Source organism: Paenibacillus sp. IHB B 3084 (genome assembly GCF_001447315.1).
Classification (GTDB): Bacteria; Bacillota; Bacilli; order Paenibacillales; family Paenibacillaceae; genus Paenibacillus.
Genome location: NZ_CP013203.1, coordinates 1,543,840 through 1,565,788, shown reverse-complemented (window position 1 = coordinate 1,565,788; position 21,949 = coordinate 1,543,840). Strand labels below are relative to the sequence as shown.

The 21,949-nt window shown below is 45.8% G+C and carries 21 protein-coding genes; 15 read left to right on the top strand and 6 right to left on the bottom strand.

What is annotated here, in order from left to right:
- Nucleotides 1-172 precede the first annotated feature (172 nt).
- The 8 genes from ASL14_RS07300 (at nucleotide 173) to ASL14_RS07265 (ending at nucleotide 8,337) form a co-directional block, all read left to right on the top strand.
- Nucleotides 173-796, top strand: coding sequence for a deoxynucleoside kinase (locus ASL14_RS07300; protein ID WP_134911065.1), 624 nt, complete (start codon nucleotides 173-175; stop codon nucleotides 794-796).
- Nucleotides 793-1,434 (top strand): deoxynucleoside kinase, encoded by a 642-nt coding sequence (locus ASL14_RS07295; RefSeq protein ID WP_134911064.1) that lies wholly within the window; start codon nucleotides 793-795, stop codon nucleotides 1,432-1,434. The genes ASL14_RS07300 and ASL14_RS07295 overlap by 4 nt, the downstream gene beginning before the upstream one ends.
- Before the next feature lie 202 nt (nucleotides 1,435-1,636).
- Nucleotides 1,637-2,638: a Gfo/Idh/MocA family protein gene (locus ASL14_RS07290; protein WP_134914447.1), complete on the top strand. Its 1,002-nt coding sequence runs from the start codon at nucleotides 1,637-1,639 to the stop codon at nucleotides 2,636-2,638.
- A gap of 329 nt (nucleotides 2,639-2,967) precedes the next feature.
- Nucleotides 2,968-3,993, top strand: coding sequence for a methionine ABC transporter ATP-binding protein (locus ASL14_RS07285; RefSeq protein ID WP_134911063.1), 1,026 nt, complete (start codon nucleotides 2,968-2,970; stop codon nucleotides 3,991-3,993).
- A complete protein-coding gene (locus ASL14_RS07280) occupies nucleotides 3,983-4,645 on the top strand; it encodes a methionine ABC transporter permease (RefSeq protein WP_134911062.1) in 663 nt (220 codons plus the stop codon). The genes ASL14_RS07285 and ASL14_RS07280 overlap by 11 nt, the downstream gene beginning before the upstream one ends.
- Before the next feature lie 44 nt (nucleotides 4,646-4,689).
- On the top strand, nucleotides 4,690-5,577 hold the full coding sequence (locus ASL14_RS07275) for a MetQ/NlpA family ABC transporter substrate-binding protein (RefSeq protein WP_134911061.1): 888 nt from the start codon (nucleotides 4,690-4,692) through the stop codon (nucleotides 5,575-5,577).
- A gap of 57 nt (nucleotides 5,578-5,634) precedes the next feature.
- Nucleotides 5,635-6,843 carry a M20 family metallopeptidase gene (locus ASL14_RS07270; RefSeq protein WP_134911060.1) on the top strand — a complete coding sequence of 403 codons (1,209 nt, stop codon included), beginning with the start codon at nucleotides 5,635-5,637 and terminating at the stop codon, nucleotides 6,841-6,843.
- 267 nt (nucleotides 6,844-7,110) lie between these two features.
- Complete coding sequence (locus tag ASL14_RS07265; RefSeq protein ID WP_134911059.1) at nucleotides 7,111-8,337, top strand: RtcB family protein; 1,227 nt, start codon at nucleotides 7,111-7,113, stop codon at nucleotides 8,335-8,337.
- Nucleotides 8,338-8,452: 115 nt separating this feature from the next.
- On the opposite strand, the gene ASL14_RS07260 is transcribed toward ASL14_RS07265, so the two are convergent.
- Both ASL14_RS07260 and ASL14_RS07255 read right to left on the bottom strand, forming a co-directional pair.
- A complete protein-coding gene (locus tag ASL14_RS07260) occupies nucleotides 8,453-9,343 on the bottom strand; it encodes a shikimate dehydrogenase (RefSeq protein WP_134911058.1) in 891 nt (296 codons plus the stop codon).
- Between the two features lie 29 nt (nucleotides 9,344-9,372).
- On the bottom strand, nucleotides 9,373-10,563 hold the full coding sequence (locus tag ASL14_RS07255) for an MFS transporter (RefSeq protein WP_134911057.1): 1,191 nt from the start codon (nucleotides 10,561-10,563) through the stop codon (nucleotides 9,373-9,375).
- Nucleotides 10,564-10,739: 176 nt separating this feature from the next.
- Here ASL14_RS07255 and ASL14_RS07250 point away from each other — a divergent pair, with 176 nt between their 5' ends.
- From ASL14_RS07250 to aroD, 3 genes are all read left to right on the top strand, one after another.
- The gene (locus tag ASL14_RS07250) at nucleotides 10,740-11,651 is read left to right on the top strand and encodes a LysR family transcriptional regulator (protein WP_134911056.1); all 912 of its coding nucleotides are present in this window, start codon (nucleotides 10,740-10,742) and stop codon (nucleotides 11,649-11,651) included.
- 133 nt (nucleotides 11,652-11,784) lie between these two features.
- The gene (locus ASL14_RS07245) at nucleotides 11,785-13,044 is read left to right on the top strand and encodes an MFS transporter (protein WP_134911055.1); all 1,260 of its coding nucleotides are present in this window, start codon (nucleotides 11,785-11,787) and stop codon (nucleotides 13,042-13,044) included.
- Between the two features lie 105 nt (nucleotides 13,045-13,149).
- Nucleotides 13,150-13,914 (top strand): type I 3-dehydroquinate dehydratase, encoded by a 765-nt coding sequence (gene aroD, locus ASL14_RS07240; RefSeq protein ID WP_134911054.1) that lies wholly within the window; start codon nucleotides 13,150-13,152, stop codon nucleotides 13,912-13,914.
- A gap of 99 nt (nucleotides 13,915-14,013) precedes the next feature.
- Here the strand turns inward: aroD and ASL14_RS07235 are convergent, their stop codons facing one another.
- Complete coding sequence (locus ASL14_RS07235; protein ID WP_134914445.1) at nucleotides 14,014-14,586, bottom strand: shikimate kinase; 573 nt, start codon at nucleotides 14,584-14,586, stop codon at nucleotides 14,014-14,016.
- 570 nt (nucleotides 14,587-15,156) lie between these two features.
- Here ASL14_RS07235 and ASL14_RS07230 point away from each other — a divergent pair.
- The 3 genes from ASL14_RS07230 to ASL14_RS07220 all read left to right on the top strand — a co-directional run bounded on the left by ASL14_RS07230 (nucleotide 15,157) and on the right by ASL14_RS07220 (nucleotide 18,143).
- A complete protein-coding gene (locus ASL14_RS07230) occupies nucleotides 15,157-15,849 on the top strand; it encodes a pectate lyase (RefSeq protein WP_134911053.1) in 693 nt (230 codons plus the stop codon).
- A 205-nt stretch (nucleotides 15,850-16,054) separates the two neighbouring features.
- Nucleotides 16,055-17,092 carry a phosphotransferase family protein gene (locus ASL14_RS07225; RefSeq protein ID WP_189338268.1) on the top strand — a complete coding sequence of 346 codons (1,038 nt, stop codon included), beginning with the start codon at nucleotides 16,055-16,057 and terminating at the stop codon, nucleotides 17,090-17,092.
- 52 nt (nucleotides 17,093-17,144) lie between these two features.
- Nucleotides 17,145-18,143, top strand: a complete 999-nt coding sequence (locus ASL14_RS07220; RefSeq protein ID WP_134911052.1) for a glycosyltransferase — start codon at nucleotides 17,145-17,147, stop codon at nucleotides 18,141-18,143.
- Nucleotides 18,144-18,222: 79 nt separating this feature from the next.
- Here ASL14_RS07220 and ASL14_RS07215 read toward each other — a convergent pair whose 3' ends face one another.
- The 3 genes from ASL14_RS07215 to ASL14_RS07205 form a co-directional block, all read right to left on the bottom strand.
- Entirely contained in the window at nucleotides 18,223-18,621 is a 399-nt protein-coding gene (locus tag ASL14_RS07215) for a toxin-antitoxin system TumE family protein (protein WP_134911051.1), read from the bottom strand.
- Between the two features lie 20 nt (nucleotides 18,622-18,641).
- Nucleotides 18,642-19,325 (bottom strand): hypothetical protein, encoded by a 684-nt coding sequence (locus ASL14_RS07210; RefSeq protein ID WP_134911050.1) that lies wholly within the window; start codon nucleotides 19,323-19,325, stop codon nucleotides 18,642-18,644.
- A gap of 291 nt (nucleotides 19,326-19,616) precedes the next feature.
- The gene (locus tag ASL14_RS07205; protein WP_134911049.1) at nucleotides 19,617-20,825 is read right to left on the bottom strand and encodes an MFS transporter; all 1,209 of its coding nucleotides are present in this window, start codon (nucleotides 20,823-20,825) and stop codon (nucleotides 19,617-19,619) included.
- 186 nt (nucleotides 20,826-21,011) lie between these two features.
- Between ASL14_RS07205 and cysK the strand changes: the two genes are divergently transcribed.
- Complete coding sequence (gene cysK, locus ASL14_RS07200) at nucleotides 21,012-21,935, top strand: cysteine synthase A (protein WP_044646611.1); 924 nt, start codon at nucleotides 21,012-21,014, stop codon at nucleotides 21,933-21,935.
- Nucleotides 21,936-21,949: the final 14 nt, after the last annotated feature.

Sequence of the window (21,949 nt, the reverse complement as noted above, 5' to 3'; positions counted from 1 at the left end):
AGAAATGTCCTAGGAGAAACAGGGTAGCTATGAAGGAAGACATAGCCTCTCTGTTTTGTTGTTTTATTGGAGGATACATAGGAGAAAGTATATGCCTTTAGCCTACTTCCTTGTGATACAATAGGATAGCTATCCATGGGATGGACCGAAGTACAAGGAGGAACGGAACCACATGAAACAAGCCCCATTTATAGCTGTTGAAGGGCCGATCGGAGCAGGAAAAACGACTTTGGCTTCGATGCTTTCAACGGAGCTGCATATGCCGATTATTAAAGAGATTGTCGAGGAGAACCCGTTTCTCGATAAATTTTATCAAAATATAGATGAGTGGAGCTTCCAACTGGAAATGTTCTTTCTCTGCAATCGGTACAAGCAACTGGAGGATACCGGCCTGCAATATATCGAGAAGGCACAGCCTGTTATTTCCGACTATCATATTTATAAAAACCTCATTTTTGCTGAGCGGACCCTAAAGGGTGTGAAGCTTGAAAAATATCGCCAAATCTATCATCTGCTCACCGACGATATGCCTAAGCCGGACGTGATCATTTACATTAAAGCCGATCTGGATACGTTGCTGGGCAGAATTCGCAAACGGGCGCGCTCCTTTGAACAGGAGATGGACCCGGCCTATCTGGAGCAACTTATTTTCGATTATGATAAAGGCATACAATTTCTCGCCAAACAGGCTCCTTTTCCCAAGATATTGACCGTTAACGGGAATGAGATTGATTTTGTAGAAAACCGAGCACAATTTGAACTGATTGTTTCCGATGTAAAGGAGCTTATACAATGAATAATTACAACATCCCTGCGAATGCCCTGATTACGGTAGCGGGTACGGTAGGTGTGGGTAAATCCACGCTGACGGGGGCTCTGGCTGAACGCCTTGGCTTTAAAACCTCACTGGAGAAGGTAGATCATAATCCATATCTGGAGAAGTTTTATCATGATTTCGAAAGATGGAGCTTTCATCTGCAAATTTATTTTCTGGCCGAGCGCTTCAAGGAGCAAAAAAACATCTTCTTGTCCGGTGGAGGCTTTGTGCAAGACCGTTCGATTTATGAGGACACAGGAATTTTTGCGAAAATGCATGCCGATCAGGGGACGATGAACCCTACGGATTATGAAACGTATACCAGTCTGTTTGAGGCGATGGTGATGACGCCATTTTTCCCGCACCCGGATGTACTGGTCTATCTGGAAGGCAGCTTGCCATCCATACTGAGCCGGATCGAGGAGCGCGGTCGTGAAATGGAGATCCAGACAGAGCGATCTTATTGGGAGCAAATGTATCGCAGGTATTCCAATTGGATCAACGAGTTCGATGCCTGTCCTGTGCTGCGTCTGAACATTGATGAATATGACGTGCATGACCCAGCTTCCATGGATGCCATTTTGGTAGAGGTAGGCAAGGTGATTTCTAAAAAATAGAGGTATAAAACCCAATAAACATACAAGGACTGTGGTACAATCAGAATGAATTTGGCTGATGACCGCAGTCTTTTTTTGTCGAATAGATTATCTCTAAGGACGAAGTATGCTCAACTGTATAGTGGACAAGCTTAGGCTAGAATGCGAGAATGGATACATATTTTAAATGTAAATTACTCACGGGGAAGGATGGGATACTGTGATACGTTTTGGTATTGTTGGAACCAACTGGATAACGGAGAGGTTTATTCAAGCTGCGGTAGAGACGGACGAATTTGCACTGACGGCGGTATACTCACGAACAGAGGATAAAGGCAAAGCTTTTGCTGCCAAGAACAACAGCCATCCGGAGGTATTTACAGACTTGGCGCAAATGGCTGCAAGTGATCAGGTGGATGCCGTATACATTGCCAGTCCCAACTCCTTGCATGCGGAGCAGGCGATTGTGTGTATGAATCACGGAAAGCACGTACTGTGTGAGAAGCCGTTTGCCTCCAATGCAACGGAGGTGCAGAGCATGATTGAGGCTGCGCGCAACAATGATGTTTTGCTAATGGAGGCCATTAAATCTACGCTTATGCCAAACTTTAAAATTGTTAAAGACCATATGTATAAAATAGGCCGTGTTAGGCGTTATTTTGCAAGTTATTGTCAATATTCATCACGTTTTGATGCTTTTAAGCAAGGAAAAGTGTTGAATGCCTTTAATCCGGCTTTTTCGAATGGCTCATTGATGGACCTTGGGGTTTATTGCCTGTATCCTATGGTGGCATTGTTCGGCAAACCGGAGGAAGTTCGCGCGGTTGGTGTGCTCCTGTCCTCTGGTGTAGATGGGGAAGGCAGCATCGCTATGCGATATCCGGATATGGATGCCGTCGTGATGCATTCCAAAATTACCGATTCATATTTACCTGCCGAAATTCAGGGTGAAAATGGAACGATGGTGATTGATAAAATTAGCCAACCGTATGAGGTGAAAATTCATTATCGGGACGGCACAATTGAGGATTTGACGAAAGCACAGACGCGCGAACCGATGTATTATGAAATTCAGGAGTTTATTGATCTGATTAAAAGCGGAGAACGCAATAGCTCCATTAACTCACTGGAATGTTCACTCGCAGTCGCCGAAGTGATGGAGGATGCAAGACAGCAGATCGGCCTTCGCTTTGAAGCGGATTTGAAAGATACGACTGCACGTTAGTTGGTTAGTGATTTAACGATACTCTTAAACAGTGAACAGGGCTGCCGGTTTTGCAAACTTTGCAAACATCCGGTCGGCCTTATTTGGTTTTGTATGCCCAAAAGTGTAAGCGGCTGTGATCACAGGAGGATGAAGGATGTATTCATTTTTATTGACAGATTCTCCTTCTTGTCTTAAGGTGTTAACCATACGGTATATAGTTAAATAATCCCACCTTCGGTATAAACGGAGCCAAGGGAGCTTTTTTTAGGCTATAATTCCGATTATTTCAACCGGATTACTAAAAAAAGTGGGAACGCAGAGGTGCAAATGTAAGGAGGTAAGCAGGTTTGATTAAGTTTGAACAGGTCAGCAAAATATTTTCTTTGCCCAATCGAAAGGTAAGTGCTTTGGAAAACGTTACGTTATCCGTTGGAAAAGGAGAGATTTTCGGCGTCATTGGCTTCAGTGGAGCAGGTAAAAGCACGTTGTTACGGCTTGTAAATTTGCTGGAGCGTCCCTCAGAGGGGCGAATTGTCGTGAATGATCAGGATATTACCCGGATACGCCCCAAGGAGCTAAGGGATTTAAGAAGGCGGATCGGGATGGTGTTCCAGACTTTTAATTTATTCAATTCGCGTACCGTGTATGGGAATTTGGCTTATCCACTGAAGCTGGCTAAACTGCCAAAGGTGCAGATTGATGCTCGTGTTAAGGAACTACTGCAATTTGTAGGGCTGGAGGATAAGGCAGATTCGTATCCAGAGCAGCTATCTGGCGGTCAAAAGCAACGGGTTGGCATTGCCAGAGCGCTGGCAAATTCGCCGGATATTCTGATATGTGATGAAGCGACCTCGGCGCTCGACCCAGAGACGACAGAAGATATATTAAAGCTGCTGAAAAAAGTCAATGAGGAGTATCAGATTACGATCTTACTCATTACCCATGAAATGAACGTGATCCGTAGTATCTGTGACCGTGTCGCGGTGATGGAGAATGGCAGGGTGATAGAACAGGGCAATGTGTTCGATGTATTCGCCAATCCACAGACGAAAACGACGAGAAATTTTATTCGCTCAGTGCTGAATGATCAGCTTTCACCCAAGCTGCTGAGGAAGATTCGGGAGCACCACGCCGGACGACTGTACAGACTTATTTTTCGGGATGGGGCGACAAGTGAGCCCGTGCTATCGAGGGCTACACGCAAATACAATCTGGATTACAACATCGTATACGGCAGCATTAATGAGCTACAGGGAGCACTGTTCGGCAGCCTCATTGTGGAGTTGATCGGGGCCGAAGACGAGGTTGATAAGGTCGTGGAAGAACTGCGAACGACGGTGGAAGTCAGGGAGGTCGTCGATCATGAGAGTTAATTGGGATACATTTTGGCTGAAGGTGGTGGAGGCTACAGGAGAAACGCTTCTGATGGTTGTCGTCACGCTGGTTTTCGCCAGTATTTTGGGGCTTGCCATTGGTTTGTTGTTGTATGTGACACGCAAAGGGAGCCTGTTTGAAAACAAATTTGTATTTATGCTTTTGAATTTGCTGATTAATATCATCCGGCCGATTCCGTTTATTATTTTCTTGGTCGCGATTAGCCCGTTTACGCGCTTAGTCATGGGGACCACCATTGGAACCTCGGCGGCTATTTTCCCCATGACCATTGTAGCGGCCTTTGCTGTAGCGAGGATTGTGGAAAATAATCTGGTTTCCATTGATCCGGGGATGATTGAAGCAGCCAAGGCGTTGGGGGCGACTCCTTATCAGATCATCACGGGTGTGCTGATTCGGGAAGCGTTGGGACCTTTAATTCTCGGGCTGACGTTTATTACAGTGGCATTGATTGACTTCTCTGCCATGGCGGGCACCGTGGGCGGGGGAGGTCTGGGGAATCTGGCGATGACCTATGGTTATCAACGGTTCGATACCTCGGTAATGATTGTCACGATTGTTTTGCTGATCATTTTTGTACAGATTGCCCAGTATGCGGGGAACTACCTGTCACGTAAATTTTTACGACGCTGATTTGAAAACAGGCATCATACATAACGATTAAAGGGGAAATGGATATGAAAAAAATAATTCGCTTGGGTTTGCTCGCTATCCTTAGTGTATCTCTTCTTTCTGCGTGCTCGGCTAACGGTTCAGGCTCAGGTGCAAATGACAAGGTGCATGTTAAAATCGGGGTTTCCGGGTCGGAAGACACATATTGGGATGTGCTTAAGAAGAAAGCAGAGGCTAAAAATATTGAAATCGAGCTAATCAGCTTTTCGGATTACACGTTGCCCAACAAGGCGCTTGCCAATAAAGAGGTGGATTTGAACTCCTTTCAGCACTTGGCTTTCCTCAGTCAGTTCAACGTGGAAAATGATCTGAACATTGTTCCCATTGGTGCAACGGTCATTGCTCCGATGGCGCTGTACTCCGAAAAATTCAAAAATGTATCGGAACTTCCTGACGGCTCCAAAATTGCTATACCGGATGATCCCTCCAATCAGGGACGTGCTTTGAAACTGCTCCAGTCTGCCGGGCTGATTGAATTGAAGAAGGGTGCAGGCTTGTATCCAACCACGGATGAGATTGAAGGCAATCCGAAAAAGCTGGAGATCGTTCCTGTCGTCGCCCAGCAGACGCCGCGTGTGTTGTCTGATGTAGCAGCTTCGGCTGTGAATAGCGGTGTCGCTACAGATGCTGGGCTCAAGCTGGACGCGTCCATTTACAAGGATGATGCAAGTAGCGAGGAAGCGAAGCCTTATGTTAACGTATTTGCCGCCCGTGCAGAGGATAAGGACAATGCAACCTACCAAACGATTGTGGATTTGTACCATGATCCGGAGGTCGCGGAGGCTGTAAAACAGGATTCCAAAGGAGCCAACGTAGTGGTAGACCAGTCTGCCGAGGAGCTACAGGCTACATTGGATAAGCTGGTGGCGGATGTCAAAGCGCAAAAGAAGTAAGGGCATTTGAAAAATAGGATTGAAAGCATATTATTCTAAAAAAGAGGAGAGATTGCGATGAGTGCAACGAATACGGTGGATACACACAAGCAGCGGATTATAGAACAAATCGAGGGTTCCCGGACGCTCTATACGGAGACAAGTCGGTTTATTCATGCTAATCCTGAAATCGGCAATCAGGAATTTCAAGCTTCCAAGGTACTGACGGATATTTTGCAGCAGGCGGGTTTTGAGATAACTCGTAACGTAGCGGGTCACGAAACGGGATTTGTTGCTCGTAAGGCTTCGACCCGACAAGGTCCTAAAATCGGATACCTGGCGGAATATGATGCGTTGCCTGGCCTGGGCCATGCTTGCGGTCATAACATTATCGGGACGGCGAGTACGGCTGCCGCCATCGCTTTGGCGCAGGTGATTGACGAGACGGGAGGCGAGGTGTATGTATTCGGCACTCCGGCAGAGGAAGGTGGGCCTAATGGCAGTGCGAAGGGAAGCTTTGTAAAGCATGGGCTGTTCGAAGGGATTGACGCTGCGCTGATGGTTCATCCGTCTGGTGTAACCCGGCTGACTTCGCCAAGCCTGGCGGTTGACCCGCTGGACTTTCATTTTTACGGCAAAGCGGCTCATGCAGCCGGATCACCGGAGGAGGGGATTAATGCGCTGGATGCGGTTCTTCAATTGTTCAGCGGCATCAATGCCTTGCGTCAGCAGCTTCCCACCGATGTACGGATTCACGGCATTATTACGCATGGGGGAGACGCGCCCAATATTATCCCGGATTACGCATCGGCGCGCTTTTTCATTCGGGCAAGCACTTGGCAGCGCACGGAGGAGGTTTCCGCGAAGGTTCGCAATATCGCAGAAGCTGCTGCATTGGCAACAGGGGCTACTGTGAAGATTGAACGTTTTCAAAATGAAGTGCGTGATTTCATTCTGAACGATACGCTGGATGAAGTTGTAGGCCGGGAGCTGGAAGCGCTAGGGGAACAATTGGATCGTGGACCCCGTGGCGGAATCGGCTCGACGGATGCGGGTAATGTGAGCCATGTCATTCCGACTGCGCATGCCTACATTAAAATCGGACCGGATGATCTGATCGCACATACGGTGGAATTTCGGGAAGCGGCTGGCTCTGCCAAGGGAGAGGAAGCCTTAGTGACTGGCGCGAAGGCGTTAGCCTTATCGGGGTTGCAGCTCCTGGTAGATGAAGCGCTGCTGGCCGCGGTAAAAGAAGATTTTAAACGTACGCATTCAGCGGCACAATAAGCATCATCGATGATGTAAAGCAGAGCGATCTATATGAATAGTATAAAAGGATATCCTACAGTCTTGTTGGCTGCTTGGGTATCCTTTTTCATTTTTTATGGGACGTCTGCTGCTGTGCTTGTAATACTTACGCCCTGTTCGGAAGCTGGTAAAACGTACATAATGCTATTAACAGGTTCTACGTTTAAAAGTATATGTTGCAATAGTATAACTGAGGGACGGATAAGTGGCTAGAAATTTCCAAGCAAAATATAGGAGGCTGAAACGATGGCTTATCAAGAAATCAACGGAGTGCGCGTGTGGGGAGTACCCGATTCAGGAGCGTTATCTCAAGCCCGTACTTGTGCCGAGAAAGGTAATGTGATTCAAGCGCTGCTGATGGCGGATCATCATAAAGGCTACAGTCAGCCGATTGGTGGCGTGATGGTATATGACGGACAAATTTCACCTTCGGGTGTCGGGTATGATATCGGATGCGGAAACAAGGCGGTTAGGACCAAGCTGTCCGCAGCAGATATTTTGCCACGTATTTCATCCATTATGGATGAGATTGCACGTCATATTTCCTTTGGCGTAGGCCGTATAAATGCGGTTCAGGTAGACCATGAGCTGTTCGATGACCCGGATTGGGCGGTATATGCTGCGATTGGGAAACAGGAGCATGACAAGCTGAAATCCTTGGCAAGAGACCAGTTGGGTACGGTGGGGAGCGGCAATCATTTTGTTGATGTATTTGTGGAGGAAGCGACAGGTCAGGTCTGGATTGCGAATCATTTTGGAAGCCGGGGCTTTGGGCACAAAACAGCAAGCGGATTTCTAAATTTGGCGGCAGGACGGGAGTTTCTCGGAAAAGCGCCGGGAGAGCATATGGATCAACCGCCAGTGCTGCTGGACATGAATAGTGAGTTGGGGGATATGTACTACCGTGTGATGCGGCTTGCCGGACGTTATGCTTATGCGGGACGGGATTATGTGATAGATCAGGTGCTTGGTATAATGGGCACCGAAGCGGACTTTGCCGTGCATAATCACCATAATTACGCTTGGAAAGAGCAGCATGATGGACGTGACACGATTGTAGTCCGCAAAGGTGCTACTCCCTCGGCTCCTGGTCAAACGGGTTTTATTGGCGGAAGCATGGGCGATATTTCGGTGATTGTACGTGGGAAGGATACGGTAGAAAATCGCGATTCCTACTATAGTACAGTTCATGGTGCAGGACGCATTATGAGCCGTACGCAGGCAGCCGGTAAAATGAACTGGAAAACCCGTACGCGCAGCGGCGGGCAGATTACGGACTTGCAGATGAAGGAGGCCGTTCAGAACTATGGTGTCGAGCTGCGCGGAGCGGGTACGGATGAAAGCCCGTTCGTTTACCGCAAGCTGCGCGAGGTGCTGGACGCTCATTCCGAGACCGTGGAAGTTATGCATGAACTGAAGCCTATTGGGGTATGCATGGCTGGGGCGAATGAGTTCGATCCGTATAAGGATTAATAAAAAGACTATGCATGGCAGAGTGTTCATTCGCCGAGCATAGTCTTTTGAGTACATAAATGAGTATATAATAGAAGGAATTCATTGCTTGATGCGTTTGTTAGTAGCTCTATGTTTACAGCTTGTCAGCAAAAAGCTGTTCTTTAATATAAGAGACTGGCATTTCCTGGCCTGTCCACAGCTCGAAAGCAAGTGCACCCTGCCACAGCATCATTCCAAGACCGTTAATGGCGGTTGCGCCTACGGATTCGGCTTGTTCCATCAGCTTGGATTTAGCCGGGCTGTATACTACATCGGTCACGATCAGGTCGGAACGAAGCATGGATACATCTTCAAGCACGCTTTTTCCTTCCAGTGGTTTCATGCCGACACCTGTACCGTTAGCGAAAATATGACTTGTGCGGATCTCTTCACGCAGTTGTTCTTGATCTTCCAGAGGATATATATTCGCTTTGACTTGGGTGTGTTTCATATCTTCATTAATAATACGGACATTTTCTTCTGCACGGGCAAAGAACTGATCATTACGGGCAAAAATTGAAATTTCAGCCAGACCTGCTTGAGCCGCTTCAATAGCAATGGGTGTAGCTGCACCGCCAGAGCCGACGAGTGTCATTTTTTTGCCTTTCAGATCAATACCGTGTTCACGCAAGTTACGAACATAACCAGATCCGTCTGTGCTGTAGCCTTTCAGCTTACCATCCGTGTTCACGACGGTGTTGACGGCACCTGTAAATTTAGCGCTGTCGTCCAGTTCGTCAAGGTACTGCACAATGGCTGTTTTGTTTGGCATGGACACGTTATAACCGCGTATGTTCAAAGCACGCATCCCCCTTACCACTTCTTCCAGTTGTTCATTTCCTACTTCAAAGGCCATATACGCGTTGTTCAGGCCCAGCTTTTCAAACGCAAGATTATGCATAGCCGGGGACAAAGAATGTCCAATCGGTGTAGCAAGCAATCCGATTAATTGTGTTCTTCCGTCAATACGCCCAGCATTTTTCATGATATAAGCCTCCAAGTTATCTGTGTAGTTTAATGAAACACTTTTTTATATCGATAAGCAACAAACACGGCCAGCAAAATACTGACTACGGCAATCGCAATATCCAGAATGAACACGGAAGTAATTCCGAGGCTCTTGGACATGCCCCCGGTGGCTAACGGCATCAGGATGAACGAAAGACTGGCTGCAATGTTCACGAGAGAAGTCGTAGTTCCTTTGTTTTTGCGGAAAAATTCCGTCATAACGGTGAGAGCAATTTGGAATATACCTGCGGTAGACAATCCGATTAAGAATGAACTGATTATCGTAGCGACAGGATTGTGCCATGTAATTAAAGCCAGCAAGGAAAGCAGTGCAATAAACGGATACACAATCATGACGGTAATCGGTTTAATGAATCTGCCAAGCACCATGGCTAACAGAATAACGGAAACCAGCGAACCTATACTATAGTAGCTTAGCAGTTTAATGGCACTGGCTTTCTCCATGCCCAGGGCCTCTTGACCAAAGGTAGGTAGCCATAGCTGTACAATCATGAACAATACAGTGGAAGTAAAGCCGATAATGATCAGAGACAGACCCTCTTGCCAAAACTTAGGTTCGGTGCGGAATGTATCTACTGATTGAGCAGCCTCGATTGTAGCTTTTTGTTCCTCAGCTTTGTGATTGGGGAAGGCTGTCATCGACAAGAAGATACCGCTTAGCAGATAAATACCTGCCGGAATAAAGAAGGAGTAGCCATAGAACATATTGTGATCGATAAAGAATGCAATCATGAACGGAATAACAATGGCACCGATAGAAATGGATGCTTTGACCAAGACGGTTGCAGAGCCGGCTTTTTTTCCGAAACCTTCAATTAATGCGGGATACGTTCCCGAATCCATCATGGAGTTACAAAGTCCTGCGATAATGGCAAATACGAATGCCAACGTATAATTGGGTGCAAGGGGAATACCGATCAGGAAAATTAAATAAGCAAATGATGCAATCACAACGAGCGGCTTTCTTCCGTATTTGTCTGACATTTTCCCGGCTACCCCGAGAGCCAGCAGCTTACCGATCCCGATGGCTGACACCAGATAACCGATGGCTGCTTTATCCGTGTTCAATTGCACGGTCAGGAAGCTCATATTCGAGGAGAGGATAACATTGATCATACCCAGAAGAAAATAGTTGATGTAAAGCCCTGTTGCCATTCTGATATAAGGATTTTTCATGAGTGTAGCTCCCAACTTAAGTTTTAGATCCATGGTTAATAGTGAAAAAATTCACATTGTTTCTATGTCTTTATTATATAAGGAGTGTTATTATAAATCCAATGCATATTTCTGTCGTTTTCCATAGTTTAGGTCTATAATTTAAAATATAAATTAAAGAAGGGAACGGCATAATTATGAACCTGAAGCACTTACAATATTTTCGTGTACTTGCAGAGATGGAGCACTTTACACAAGCAGCTTTACGACTATGTATTACTCAACCCAGTTTAAGCCATGCGATTTCAGAATTAGAAAAGGATCTGGGGGTTCGTTTGTTTGAAAAGCAGGGGAGGAATATTCGGCTGAACAAATACGGACGATTTTTCCTGAAATATGTGGAGCATGCGATGGATGAATTGGAGAAGGGAGAGCACAACTTGCGGGAATTGGTTAGTCCAAGCCATGGGAATGTGGATCTGGCGTTCATTTACACGTTAGGCTCGCACTTCATTCCAGCGATTATTCAGGCCTTCTCCGCCTCGGATGCCCGTAAAGATATATCCTTTTCTTTTCACCAAGGGAACACGAACGATATTATCCAGGGCTTGAAGCAGGAGCATTACGATGTGGCGTTCTGTTCTCACATGGAAAATGAACCGGACGTTGAATTCATTCCGCTGGCTCAGCAGGAGCTAGTCGTTATTGTTTCACCAGATCATCCGCTGGCTTCGCTGGACCAAATCGATCTCAAGGATACGGCGGCTTATCCTTTTATCTTTTTTAACAAGAAAAGCGGTATACGTCCCATTATTGAAAATCTATTCGCCAGAGTAGGAGTTACTCCGGAGATTATTTGCGAGATTGAAGAGGACACGGCGATGGCAGGGCTGGTATCTGTGAATTATGGAATTGCGGTCATGCCCCGAATTTCATCGTTGGATTATTTTAACGTCAAAATATTGCCTATTGTTAATCCCGAATATGAGCGTTTTATCTATCTGGCGAGCATCAAAAACAGGTATTTATCCCCGGCTGTAGTGGACTTTCGGAACTTTGCGCTAAGCTACGGTGAGGAATTTTATTTGAAAACGCATCAGCGTGTCTAAATGTGTGTCTCGCAATATTTAAACTTGATAAATTTAAAAATGTGTTCTATACTTCATCATCGACACAGATGATGTGAAATGATTCACATTAGTGACACCACAAGACTTACTCACAAAAGCAGGTGAATTCACGATGAAACGTTCTTCTTTTCCAGTGGCGACCGGCCTTTATGTAAACTATCTTCTGTTCGGTATGTTTAATATAATGCTAGCGTCACACATGTCCTTTTTAACCGAGCATTTGCATACAGATCAGGCGGGAATCAGTCTTCTGGTATCCGCAATGGGATTTGGCAGGCTGTTTACGCTGTACATATCCGGGGTACTTTCCGACCGTTATGGTCGCAAGCCGTTTATTATAGCCGCAGGGCTACTAATGGCCGTTTTTTTGGTTGGTATACCGCTAAGCCCCAGCTTTGAAATTGCGATGATGCTGGCTGTGCTGGCAGGTGTAGCGAATTCTTTTCTCGATTCAGGCACCTATCCAGCTCTGATCGAAGCTTTTCCTCAATCTTCCGGTTCGGCTACTGTATTGGTGAGAGGTTTTATATCCATCGGAGCGGCGTTTTTACCGTTAATGATTATCTTTTTTATGAACCATGATATTTTTTACGGGTTCTCGTTCTTTTTACCTGCACTTATATTTGGTCTGAATGCGATTTACCTGTTCAAAATGAAATTTCCAGACATGCGGGTTCAGGCGCCCAAGGAGCCAGTTCACGATACATCTGTATCTAACGTGGAACAAACGGTAGAGCTAAAAGCAAATGACCGGAGCAAGCCGCGCTTCTGGCAGGAAGGGCTTTGCCTTATTGTTCTCGGCTTTACCGGGCCTACCTTGCTGTATATTGTTCAGTTGTGGCTGCCTACTTTTGGACAGCAGTTTATCGGTATGACTGAATCAGAGTCCCTGAGATTATTAGTCTATTACAATGTCGGTTCTCTCGTATCCGTGTTCGTATTGGTGATTGTGTTAAGAAAGTGGATCAAACCGGTTCACATTATTCTCATTTATCCATGCATTTCTTTGTTGGCTTTTGGAGCATTGCTCCTTTTCAAATCACAGGCAGCGGCCATTATTAGCTCATGTGTCATCGGATTTTCCATTTCGGGTGTGCTTCAGCTGACATTGACCGTGATGAGTGAATTTTTCAGTCAACGTAAAGGACAGATTACGGGATTTATTTACACGGCAACTTCTCTGTCATACACGGTCATTCCTGTGTTTACAGGCTTTCTTTTGAAGCATTCTCAAATATCCAGTGTTTTTATGCTGGCTCTGATTGTGAATGTGGTGGGTATTGTGCTGGCCGTGTTTGTTAATTTCCGGTACAGTACCATTTTTCCATCAAGTCGCAAATTGTCCCCTAAAATCGCGCTTGATCCGGAGTAAGCCAACAAACCGGGCCTAATCATCAGCAGGCTTATTCAGAATGCGTTATACTATGAAATATTGTAAATGTTCGACTTAAAACTGTTATTTAGGAGTGAGTTAGATATGGCAAAAATCGTTAAGGTAAAAGATGTTCTGATCGGTGAAGGAGCGCCTAAAATCTGCGTCCCGATGGTGGGAGAAACGTTGGAGCAACTGAAGGAAGAAGCTGCCCATTTGCGTACACTCGACCTGGATATCGTGGAGTGGAGAGTCGATTTTTTCGAGCATGTAGAGGATTTGGAGAAGGTTAAGGCTGCCTTGATTGAAATCCGGTCCATCTTGGCGAATATTCCGCTCGTCTTTACGTTCCGCAGCGCCCGGGAAGGTGGGGAAAAGGAAATCAGTACAGCGAGTTATGTGGAGTTGAACCGCACGGCAGCCGAAACGGGACAGGTAGATATCATTGATGTGGAGCTTTTTAATGACGAAGCCGATGTGAAGACGCTGGTGGAAGCTGCGCATAAGCATAACGTATCCGTGATTATATCCAACCACGATTTCCAGAAGACACCGCCGAAGGAGGAAATCGTATCTCGGTTGCGTAAGGCGCAGGAGCTGGGAGGCGATCTGCCTAAAATAGCGGTCATGCCGACAAGTACAGCCGATGTGCTGACCTTGCTGGATGCCACCCGTACCATGGCTGAGGAATATGCAGATCGGCCTATTATTACGATGTCAATGGCGGGGAAAGGTGTCGTGAGCCGTCTGACCGGAGAGCTGTTTGGTTCGGCTTTAACCTTTGGTGCCGCTAAGAAAGCTTCCGCGCCGGGGCAGATTCCTGTCACTGAACTGAGAGAGATATTGACGGTACTGCATAGTCATTCTTAAAAGACGCATGGCATTACTGCCAGCAAGCAAGGTACCGCAGTGAATAAAAAAGGAAGGCCCCCATGTGATAAGCAACTGGAGCCCTCCTTTTTTGTAACTCTAATTCAATCCACGGGTAGGTTCATACAACTCCCAACCCAGATTTAGAGTTTGGATAATATAGTCTGCGACTTCTTCCGCATCCAACTGATCCGTATCGATCTTGGAGTGGTTCACCGCGTAAATGTCCTGTCTGGAACGGAAAAGAGCTTCGATTTCCTCCAAATTCTTGTTTTGCAGATTGGGACGGGTATCGATGAGCATCTTGAGCCGATCCTTCCAGGATTCCCAATTTAAATCTAAAAAGAAGACGATAGATGAAGCCAGACAAGCCTGTTTAACCTCTTCTTGTAAAAAAGCACCGCCGCCAACCGAAATGACTTTCAATCGAGTATTGCTGCATAGTTTGAGAATATGGTCTTTTTCAATCTCGCGGAAACCTTTTTCTCCATATGTTTTGAAAATTTCTGTTGTCGGCATGTTGTACTCTTGTTCAATCTCCTGATCAATATCCACAAAGTCCCGATACAGCTTGCGCGCGAGATGGGAACCGATCGTTGTTTTGCCTACACCCATAAAGCCAATGAGCACAATATTCTGTTCTCTTAATGGAATCTCTCTTTTGTTTTGCACCATAACCACTCTTTTCTCACCAGTAATGTTGAGATGTAACGCTTCAAAGCGCTAAATACATAAATACATTATACGTTTATCAAACGTGTCATTCAATAGCATAGATCACTTTAGGAGAAAGGTACAAGATAAAAATGGTGTTCATCACCATATGGATGATATTGAACATGTAAGACGGACGGATTAGTTCATAAAGTAATTTCATGCGTAATTTCTCGAAAAAACAAACTTGTACAAGCATAAAAAAGGCAATATTGTGTACTTAATTGAAAAAAAGGACATATTTTACCGAAAAATATATTGAAATTACTGGAAGTTGGATTATAATAAAGTTATGCAAATTGTAAATGTAATCGCTGTATTTACAATTTGTGTTTAATTGAATTTGTGTGGCTTGACAACTTTGAGCCTAATACCAAGTATACATATGTAAATAATAATATATATTTCACAGACGTGTATCGGTCAATGGGTTCATTGTACGAAGGTGGTGATACGGTCTACGCGCTCTAGTCAAAGAAGAATTGTGAGACAGGAATAAAAAAATATCTTCGAGAGGGATGAATTGAAATGAACACAAGCACAGCTAAAGTATTGAAAAAAGGAATGGGTATCTTTTTATCAGGTATGTTGGTCGCTTTATTCGTCGGTAATTATTCTGCTCATGCAGCTCCAGAAGTCGTTAGTAAAACCATTCTTGTAAAAGCCGGAGAAGTATACGATGGTAAGGGGAAGACGGTAGCCGCTGATCCAAAAACCTTGGGTGACGGAAGCCAGGCTGAGGCCCAAAAGCCTATTTTCAAGCTTGAAAATGGTGCAACTTTGAAAAATGTGATCATTGCTGCGCCTGCTGCGGATGGTGTGCATGTGTATGGCAACGGAACCATTTCCAACGTAACGTGGGAGGATGTAGGTGAAGATGCATTGACGCTTAAAGAAAAAGGTACGGTAAACATTACAGGCGGTGGAGCGTTCCATGCATATGACAAGGTGTTCCAAATCAATGCCGAAGGTACGATTAACATTAAAAACTTTAGAGCCGATGATATCGGAAAACTGGTTCGCCAGCTAGGCGGCTCTACTTTTAGAGTGAATATGACTTTGGATAACTCGGATATTTCCAATGTAAAGGATTCGATCCTGAGATCGGACGGTCCTAACAGCACAGCTAAAATTACGAACACTCGTTATCACAATGTGCCACAATTGTTCAAAGGCTTTAAATCCGGCAATACGAGTGAGTCCGGCAATACTAAATATTAATCGGAACAGGATAGGAGCGGGGATGGAAATCGATAGATTTTGATTCTATCCTTGTATAGATTGAAAATAGGGGCTGTCCCACAGATCGTCTGGATCTGATGGGACAAGCCCCTATTTAGCTTTTATTTGTTTTTCACGCCGCGGGAGGATACCGTTGGAACGCTCAAAAGACAAGCCGGGCTTCGTTCAGAACGAGTACTGTGATATGATCTTGCTATTACATTTTATACAAAAAAGTTGGGAAGTTATGAATCTATTTCATCCATATGTGAATGTTGATGGTACTTTGAATGATACGCAGGTGTGGAGTCGGGAAGTTTTATATACAGGTACAAATGGTCGGCATGTTGAACGTTTTTACGTGTCACCTTCTGAGAGCTATGTGTTCAAGCCGTTAACCAATGATGAGCAAGAAGGCCGAGAAAGATGGGTATATGAGCATGTACTTCCTTCACTACCGACGGTTTATCCCCGATTGCTTGCCTGGTCTGATTCGGGGGAAGATGGCAGTGGGGAGTGGATGATTTTTGAGGACCTTGGTCCATTAGATCATCTGCATGATGAAGAAGTCATGTTGCAAGCGGTTGGACTTGTAGCAGGGTGGCATGCTTTGCCGCCGGATGGTTTTGTTGGAATGCCACTGCGCGGCCCGAAGCCGCTTATTCAAGACTTGGTTGCTGAGCTGTACATGCGCCAGCTTGATGTGTTGAAGCTTTGCAACTCGTTAGGGTTTCCTAAACAGCAGGTTCAGCGTATGTATGCACAGCTGGATCAGTTCTCTTTTTCACCGCAGCTAGTGCTGTCTCATGGTGACCTTCATCCGGGTAACTATGCGCTAAGTGGGGATCGGCTCGTGGTGCTGGATTGGGAGCATACCCATTTGAACACACCGCTCTGGGATGTGTATCATCTGATCGACATGTCCCATCCGTTGTTTCCCCGGCGTATGACGCCCGACTTGCGAATTTGCTTGCTGGACAGGTATTTGGAGCAGATGGAGCTGCTGGGAGCAGGACTGGAGCGGGGCACATTTATGCAAGAATACAGCATGTTTGCTGTGGTATTTTCGCTGTGGATGCTGTTGTTAATTGAAAGTGATTTGCGAAGGATCGGAACGAAATTGCATATAAACGATGATAAATGGTCAAAAGAGCAATTAGAAGCCCAACGGGGCGAGGCGTTAGCCTGTTTGAACCAATGTGCAGCGATGCTGGAATGGGGACAAGTCAGAAGGTGTGAATAAAGAGTTTGAGCTACAGCGTGTGTACAGATCGTAAACAAAGGTGGGAACATATATGAAAAAAGTCGGTTTGGTCATGAGAAAAATACAGTTTGCCGAAGCGCAGGGCCCGCGTATTTTTGCGGAACGTCTGAAGCAGATCGGGCTGGAGTTGGGCGTGGATATCGTATTTGTGTCACCGGAGCGCCATGTTAGCAGCCATGACTGGCTTCCCGGTTATGAGCATGAAAAGGGTGATCTTGTTAATTATGACGTGGTACTCGACCAGCTTCATGAGCAGCAGATTGAGGATGTTATTTATACGGTATCCGGCTTTACATATTTGAAAATGTTTTTTAAAAACAGCGTGCTTTTTCCGCACAGTTTTCCTGATCCGGCGCTTACAGGCTATGAGATGATGAAGCCTTTTTATCAGATCGTGGACAAGGCTATTGTGCAGACTGATTTTCTCAAGCAGGAGATGGCATCCAAATTTGGTGTAACCGATGTGACAGTCATCCCGATTGGATTTAATGAGCGGCTGGTGGAAAAGCATTTTGACCCTTCGCAGGTCGTGGAGAATCGGGTGATGTGGATCGGAAGGGATGAAGAGAATCGGCGTCCTGATCTGGTATTGGAGTATGCACGGCATAATCCCGACAAGGAAGTTTACATGGTGTTTGGCGGAGAACGCTATAAGGAAAGCATGAAGAAGTACGGTATCCCTGACAATGTGAAGCTTCAATTTGCGTTGACGCAGGATGAGGTATTCGCGCTGATGAATACGGCCAAAGTATACTGGAGCTGCTCCAAATTCGACACGTTTGCGATGCCGCTGACCGAAGCGCTGGCTATGGGTAAAATCGTCGTGAAGCCTGAGCATCCTTGCTACGGACATATCAGCTCCACGCACTCTTTTTCGGGCAATGAGAAAAACTGGTTCGAGCTGGTCAATATGGCTACCGCCTCACCCCGTCGGGTTTCCACGGAAAATCAGTCGTATGCCATGGAGAAGTTTTCGAGCAGGGTGATGAAGCAGGGGTATCGGGACTTTTTCGAGAATTGGTTAAGCTGAGCAGGTAACGTCGCAGTATTTAAAAGCCATCGTTTGAATAAGTAAAAGGAAGAGGGGGTTACCCTCTCCTTTTTGAATTCTAAATATGTGGTTTGTTGGGGATAATATGAAATAAAAATATACCTTCTACTATGGCAAATAAGCTAGTAAATGAATGGTTAGCAAAGCGGGTTTGGTTCGTTAACTTTGAGTACTCAGGCGGATGAATGTGGTAGGGCTCTGTTGTAGTTTGATAATCCTCATCTTGATGTGGTTCACAGTGGAATTTAGCTAGAACCTGTTTATCGTCTTTGCTAATCCAATCGTAGTAATAGTGTGTAATCACACCGTGTCGTATATGTTCAGTTATGTATAACTTGGAGTCATCTACAAAAACAAGGGTCGCTCGCTGGGCGTAGGCGGTGCTTGTCTTGCCAGTGCTATCTGTATCTCGAACAAGCGAAATGGCATCCCCGAAGGTTCTTTTCAATAACTCCAAGTTTGAAGCAGGATTTCCTATCAATTAGGGCTGATTTCTTGAAGAAAAGCTCGCCACTCTTTACCTTCTCTTGACCATTTAAAATCATTAGACATACTTGGTTCTCCTTTCTCTTTAAGCACATGTTCGAACGAATTACCATATCGTTCTTCATAAAAATTGATCATATCTACAGAATAACGAATGTGATTTATTTGAGATTCGGTCTTATCCATGTTTAACTTGGTTTGGTTTTCTTTGTATAATGTAGCTACTTCCTTCAAGGAAATGTGTTCTCCTGTAGGGGAAATCCACAAGGTTCGAGCGTTAATTCGGGCCTGTTTATTTTTTTCCTCTCTGACGAATCCTACAAATCGCTTTGCGGCAATCCAGTTGTTAATAGTTGATATACTAACTCCAAACATTTTAGCTAACTGCCCTGTCGAATATGAAGGTGATATTTCTTCCTCCGCCAGAGTAAGTATACTAGCGCTTACGCCCTTTAAACCTTTTGTAAGGATATCTAAGTTCTCATCGCCTACACGTCCGAACTGAATGATTTCAGTAATTTCTGATTCCAAGTTTGCAGGTAACGCATTAAATCTCACAGCGATGTTATGAAAAACCTTCAAGATAACTTCTGCTTTCTCCGGGGATCGTGAAGATTCAGTTATGAAGTTTTCGAATATTATTTTATCCTCTGTTGATAATGCCACCATATTCACCTCTTTATGCCTCCATTCTAAATGAACTGCAATCAAACTGCAAGTTAAACTGCAAATAAACTACAACTTCCTATATTTCCATTGTATCTGTCCCCTTTATTTGTATACCTAAAAGATTTGAAAAAAATTAATATCGAAAGTGCGATAAGGTTAGTTTTTATTGGTTTAAAAATCAAAAGAGATCCCTGTGTGACTTATCACAAGAATCTCTTCGATGTTTTGCAGTGCTGATATCAAATGGGTCCAAACTCAATATCTGTAGCCAAGGTTTCTCTAACGAGTTAATCCAATTTAGGATTGTACCCCCGCTACGGCTTCAGATTGAGCAGTTCTGCGGTCGATGACGTAGCTGACCAGCATGAGAAGCAGGCCACCGACAGTGATAAGAGATGCGACCCATGGGATGGCGGCGAGTCCCATTTGATTAATGACGACCCCGCCGATAAAGGCGCCTCCTGCATTGCCCAGATTCAATGCGGAATGGCTGGAGGTAGAAGCGAGCAAAGGAGCCTCATAGGCCAGATTCATGATGCGAACCTGAATGCCGGGCATAATGCCGAACGCGGCAATGCCCCAGATAAAGACAGTGATGACGGCCAGCACCGGGCTTTGAAGCGTAAACGTCAGGATGGCCAAAATAACTGCCAATACGGCATAGTTTGCGATCAGCGACGGCAGCAGTTTCCAATCTGCGAGCTTGCCGCCGACGATGTTGCCGATGGTTACGCCGAGGCCAAACAGGACAAGAATCCACGTGATGCTGTGCTCGGCAAAGCCGCTAATGTCGGTCAGTAAAGGCGTGATATACGTAAAGACGGTGAACAGGCTACCGCAACCGACAGCACCCGTGAGCAGCATCAGCAGTACCTTCGGATTAAACAGGCTTCGGACTTCTTGTTTGAGACTGGAAGGCTTGTCCTGATGCATGACCGGAATGTACCGGATGATGCCAAAGAGAGAAATCAGGCCGATCACAACGATGGCTCCAAAGGAAGCACGCCAGCCGAGCTGCTGTCCGATAAAGGTGCCAAAGGGCACGCCGATAATGTTGGCTACGGTCAGTCCGGTCAGCACCATGGAGATGGCACCAGCCCGCTTATCAGGACGGACCAGCCGCGCCGCGATCAGGGAACCCACTCCCAAAAAGGTTCCGTGCGATAACGCGGTAGCCATACGGGCTACAATCAGAAGCTCGTAGTTGGGAGCAATGACGGAAAAAAGATTGCCTAAAATGAATATAATCATCAGCAGGCATAACAGCTTTTTTTGCGGTACCTTGTGAGTCAATACAGTGAGCACAGGTGCGCCAATAGCTACACCAAGCGCGTAACTGGTGATTAGCTGTCCGGCTTGCGGGATGGTAACATGAAGATCCTGGGCTACATTAGGCAGAAGCCCCATGATGACGAATTCGGTCATGCCGATGGCGAAGGCACCGAGTGTCAACCATAGCAAGGAGGGTGGAAAGCGATGGGCTGCCAAATTTTCTTGAGTACTCATAAATGTCTTGTATCCTCCTGAAAAATAGTAATGCGAGTATATCATTAGAAACCACATCTGGCGACCCATTTGCAAGAATTTTACATACTAAGCAGATAAGATTTATGTATTTTACAAAAGCGGCAGGTATGAGCGGGTTAAATATGTTATTTTTATAATATGGACTCATCCAAGGAGGATACAATGATGACGCTTAAAGTGGTACATAGTATTACAGATTTAATTGGAGATACGCCTTGTGTGCGGCTTCAGCGGTTAACCGGACCGCAGGATGCGGAAGTGTATGTGAAGCTGGAATACTTTAATCCCAGCGGCAGTGTTAAGGATCGGGCGGCGGGTAATTTGATTGACGAGGCGGAAAAGGCTGGACACTTAAAGCCGGGTGGAACCATTATTGAGCCGACCAGTGGCAACACGGGGATCGGTTTGGCGATGAATGCGGCTGCCCGAGGCTACCGTGCGATTTTGGTGATGCCGTCGAATATGACGAGGGAACGAATCAATATTTTAAAAGCGTATGGGGCTGAGGTTGTGCTGACACCAGCGGAAGAACGGATGTCAGGAGCGATTCGCAAGGCGCTGGAGCTGGGGGCTGAGATTGAAGGGAGCTTTATCCCGCATCAATTTGAAAACGAGGCCAACCCGGATATCCACCGTACAACGACTGCACTTGAAATTTTGGAGCAGACAGAAGGCAAGCTGGACGTGTTCGTCGCTTCTTCGGGAACAGGCGGTACGATTACAGGAACGGGTGAGGTACTGCGCCAGCATTTGCCGGATCTGCGGGTTGTCGTGGTGGAGCCGAAGGGTTCGCCAGTGCTGTCAGGGGGCAAGCCTGGTCCGCATAAGCTGGTCGGTACTAGCCCGGGATTCGTTCCTGCCGTACTGAATACGGATATTTATGACGAAATCATACAGGTTTCGGATGAGGATGCGATTGCGATGACACGGGCCATTGCTGCTCAGGAAGGAATTCTTGTCGGACCTTCCAGCGGAGCTACAATATGGACGGCAATTCAGGAAGCTCGGCGCTTGGGAGCGGGCAAACGGGTGCTTTGTATTGCCCCGGATACAGGAGAGCGTTATTTGAGCATGGGGATTTTCGGATAAAAAGAGTGAAGGAG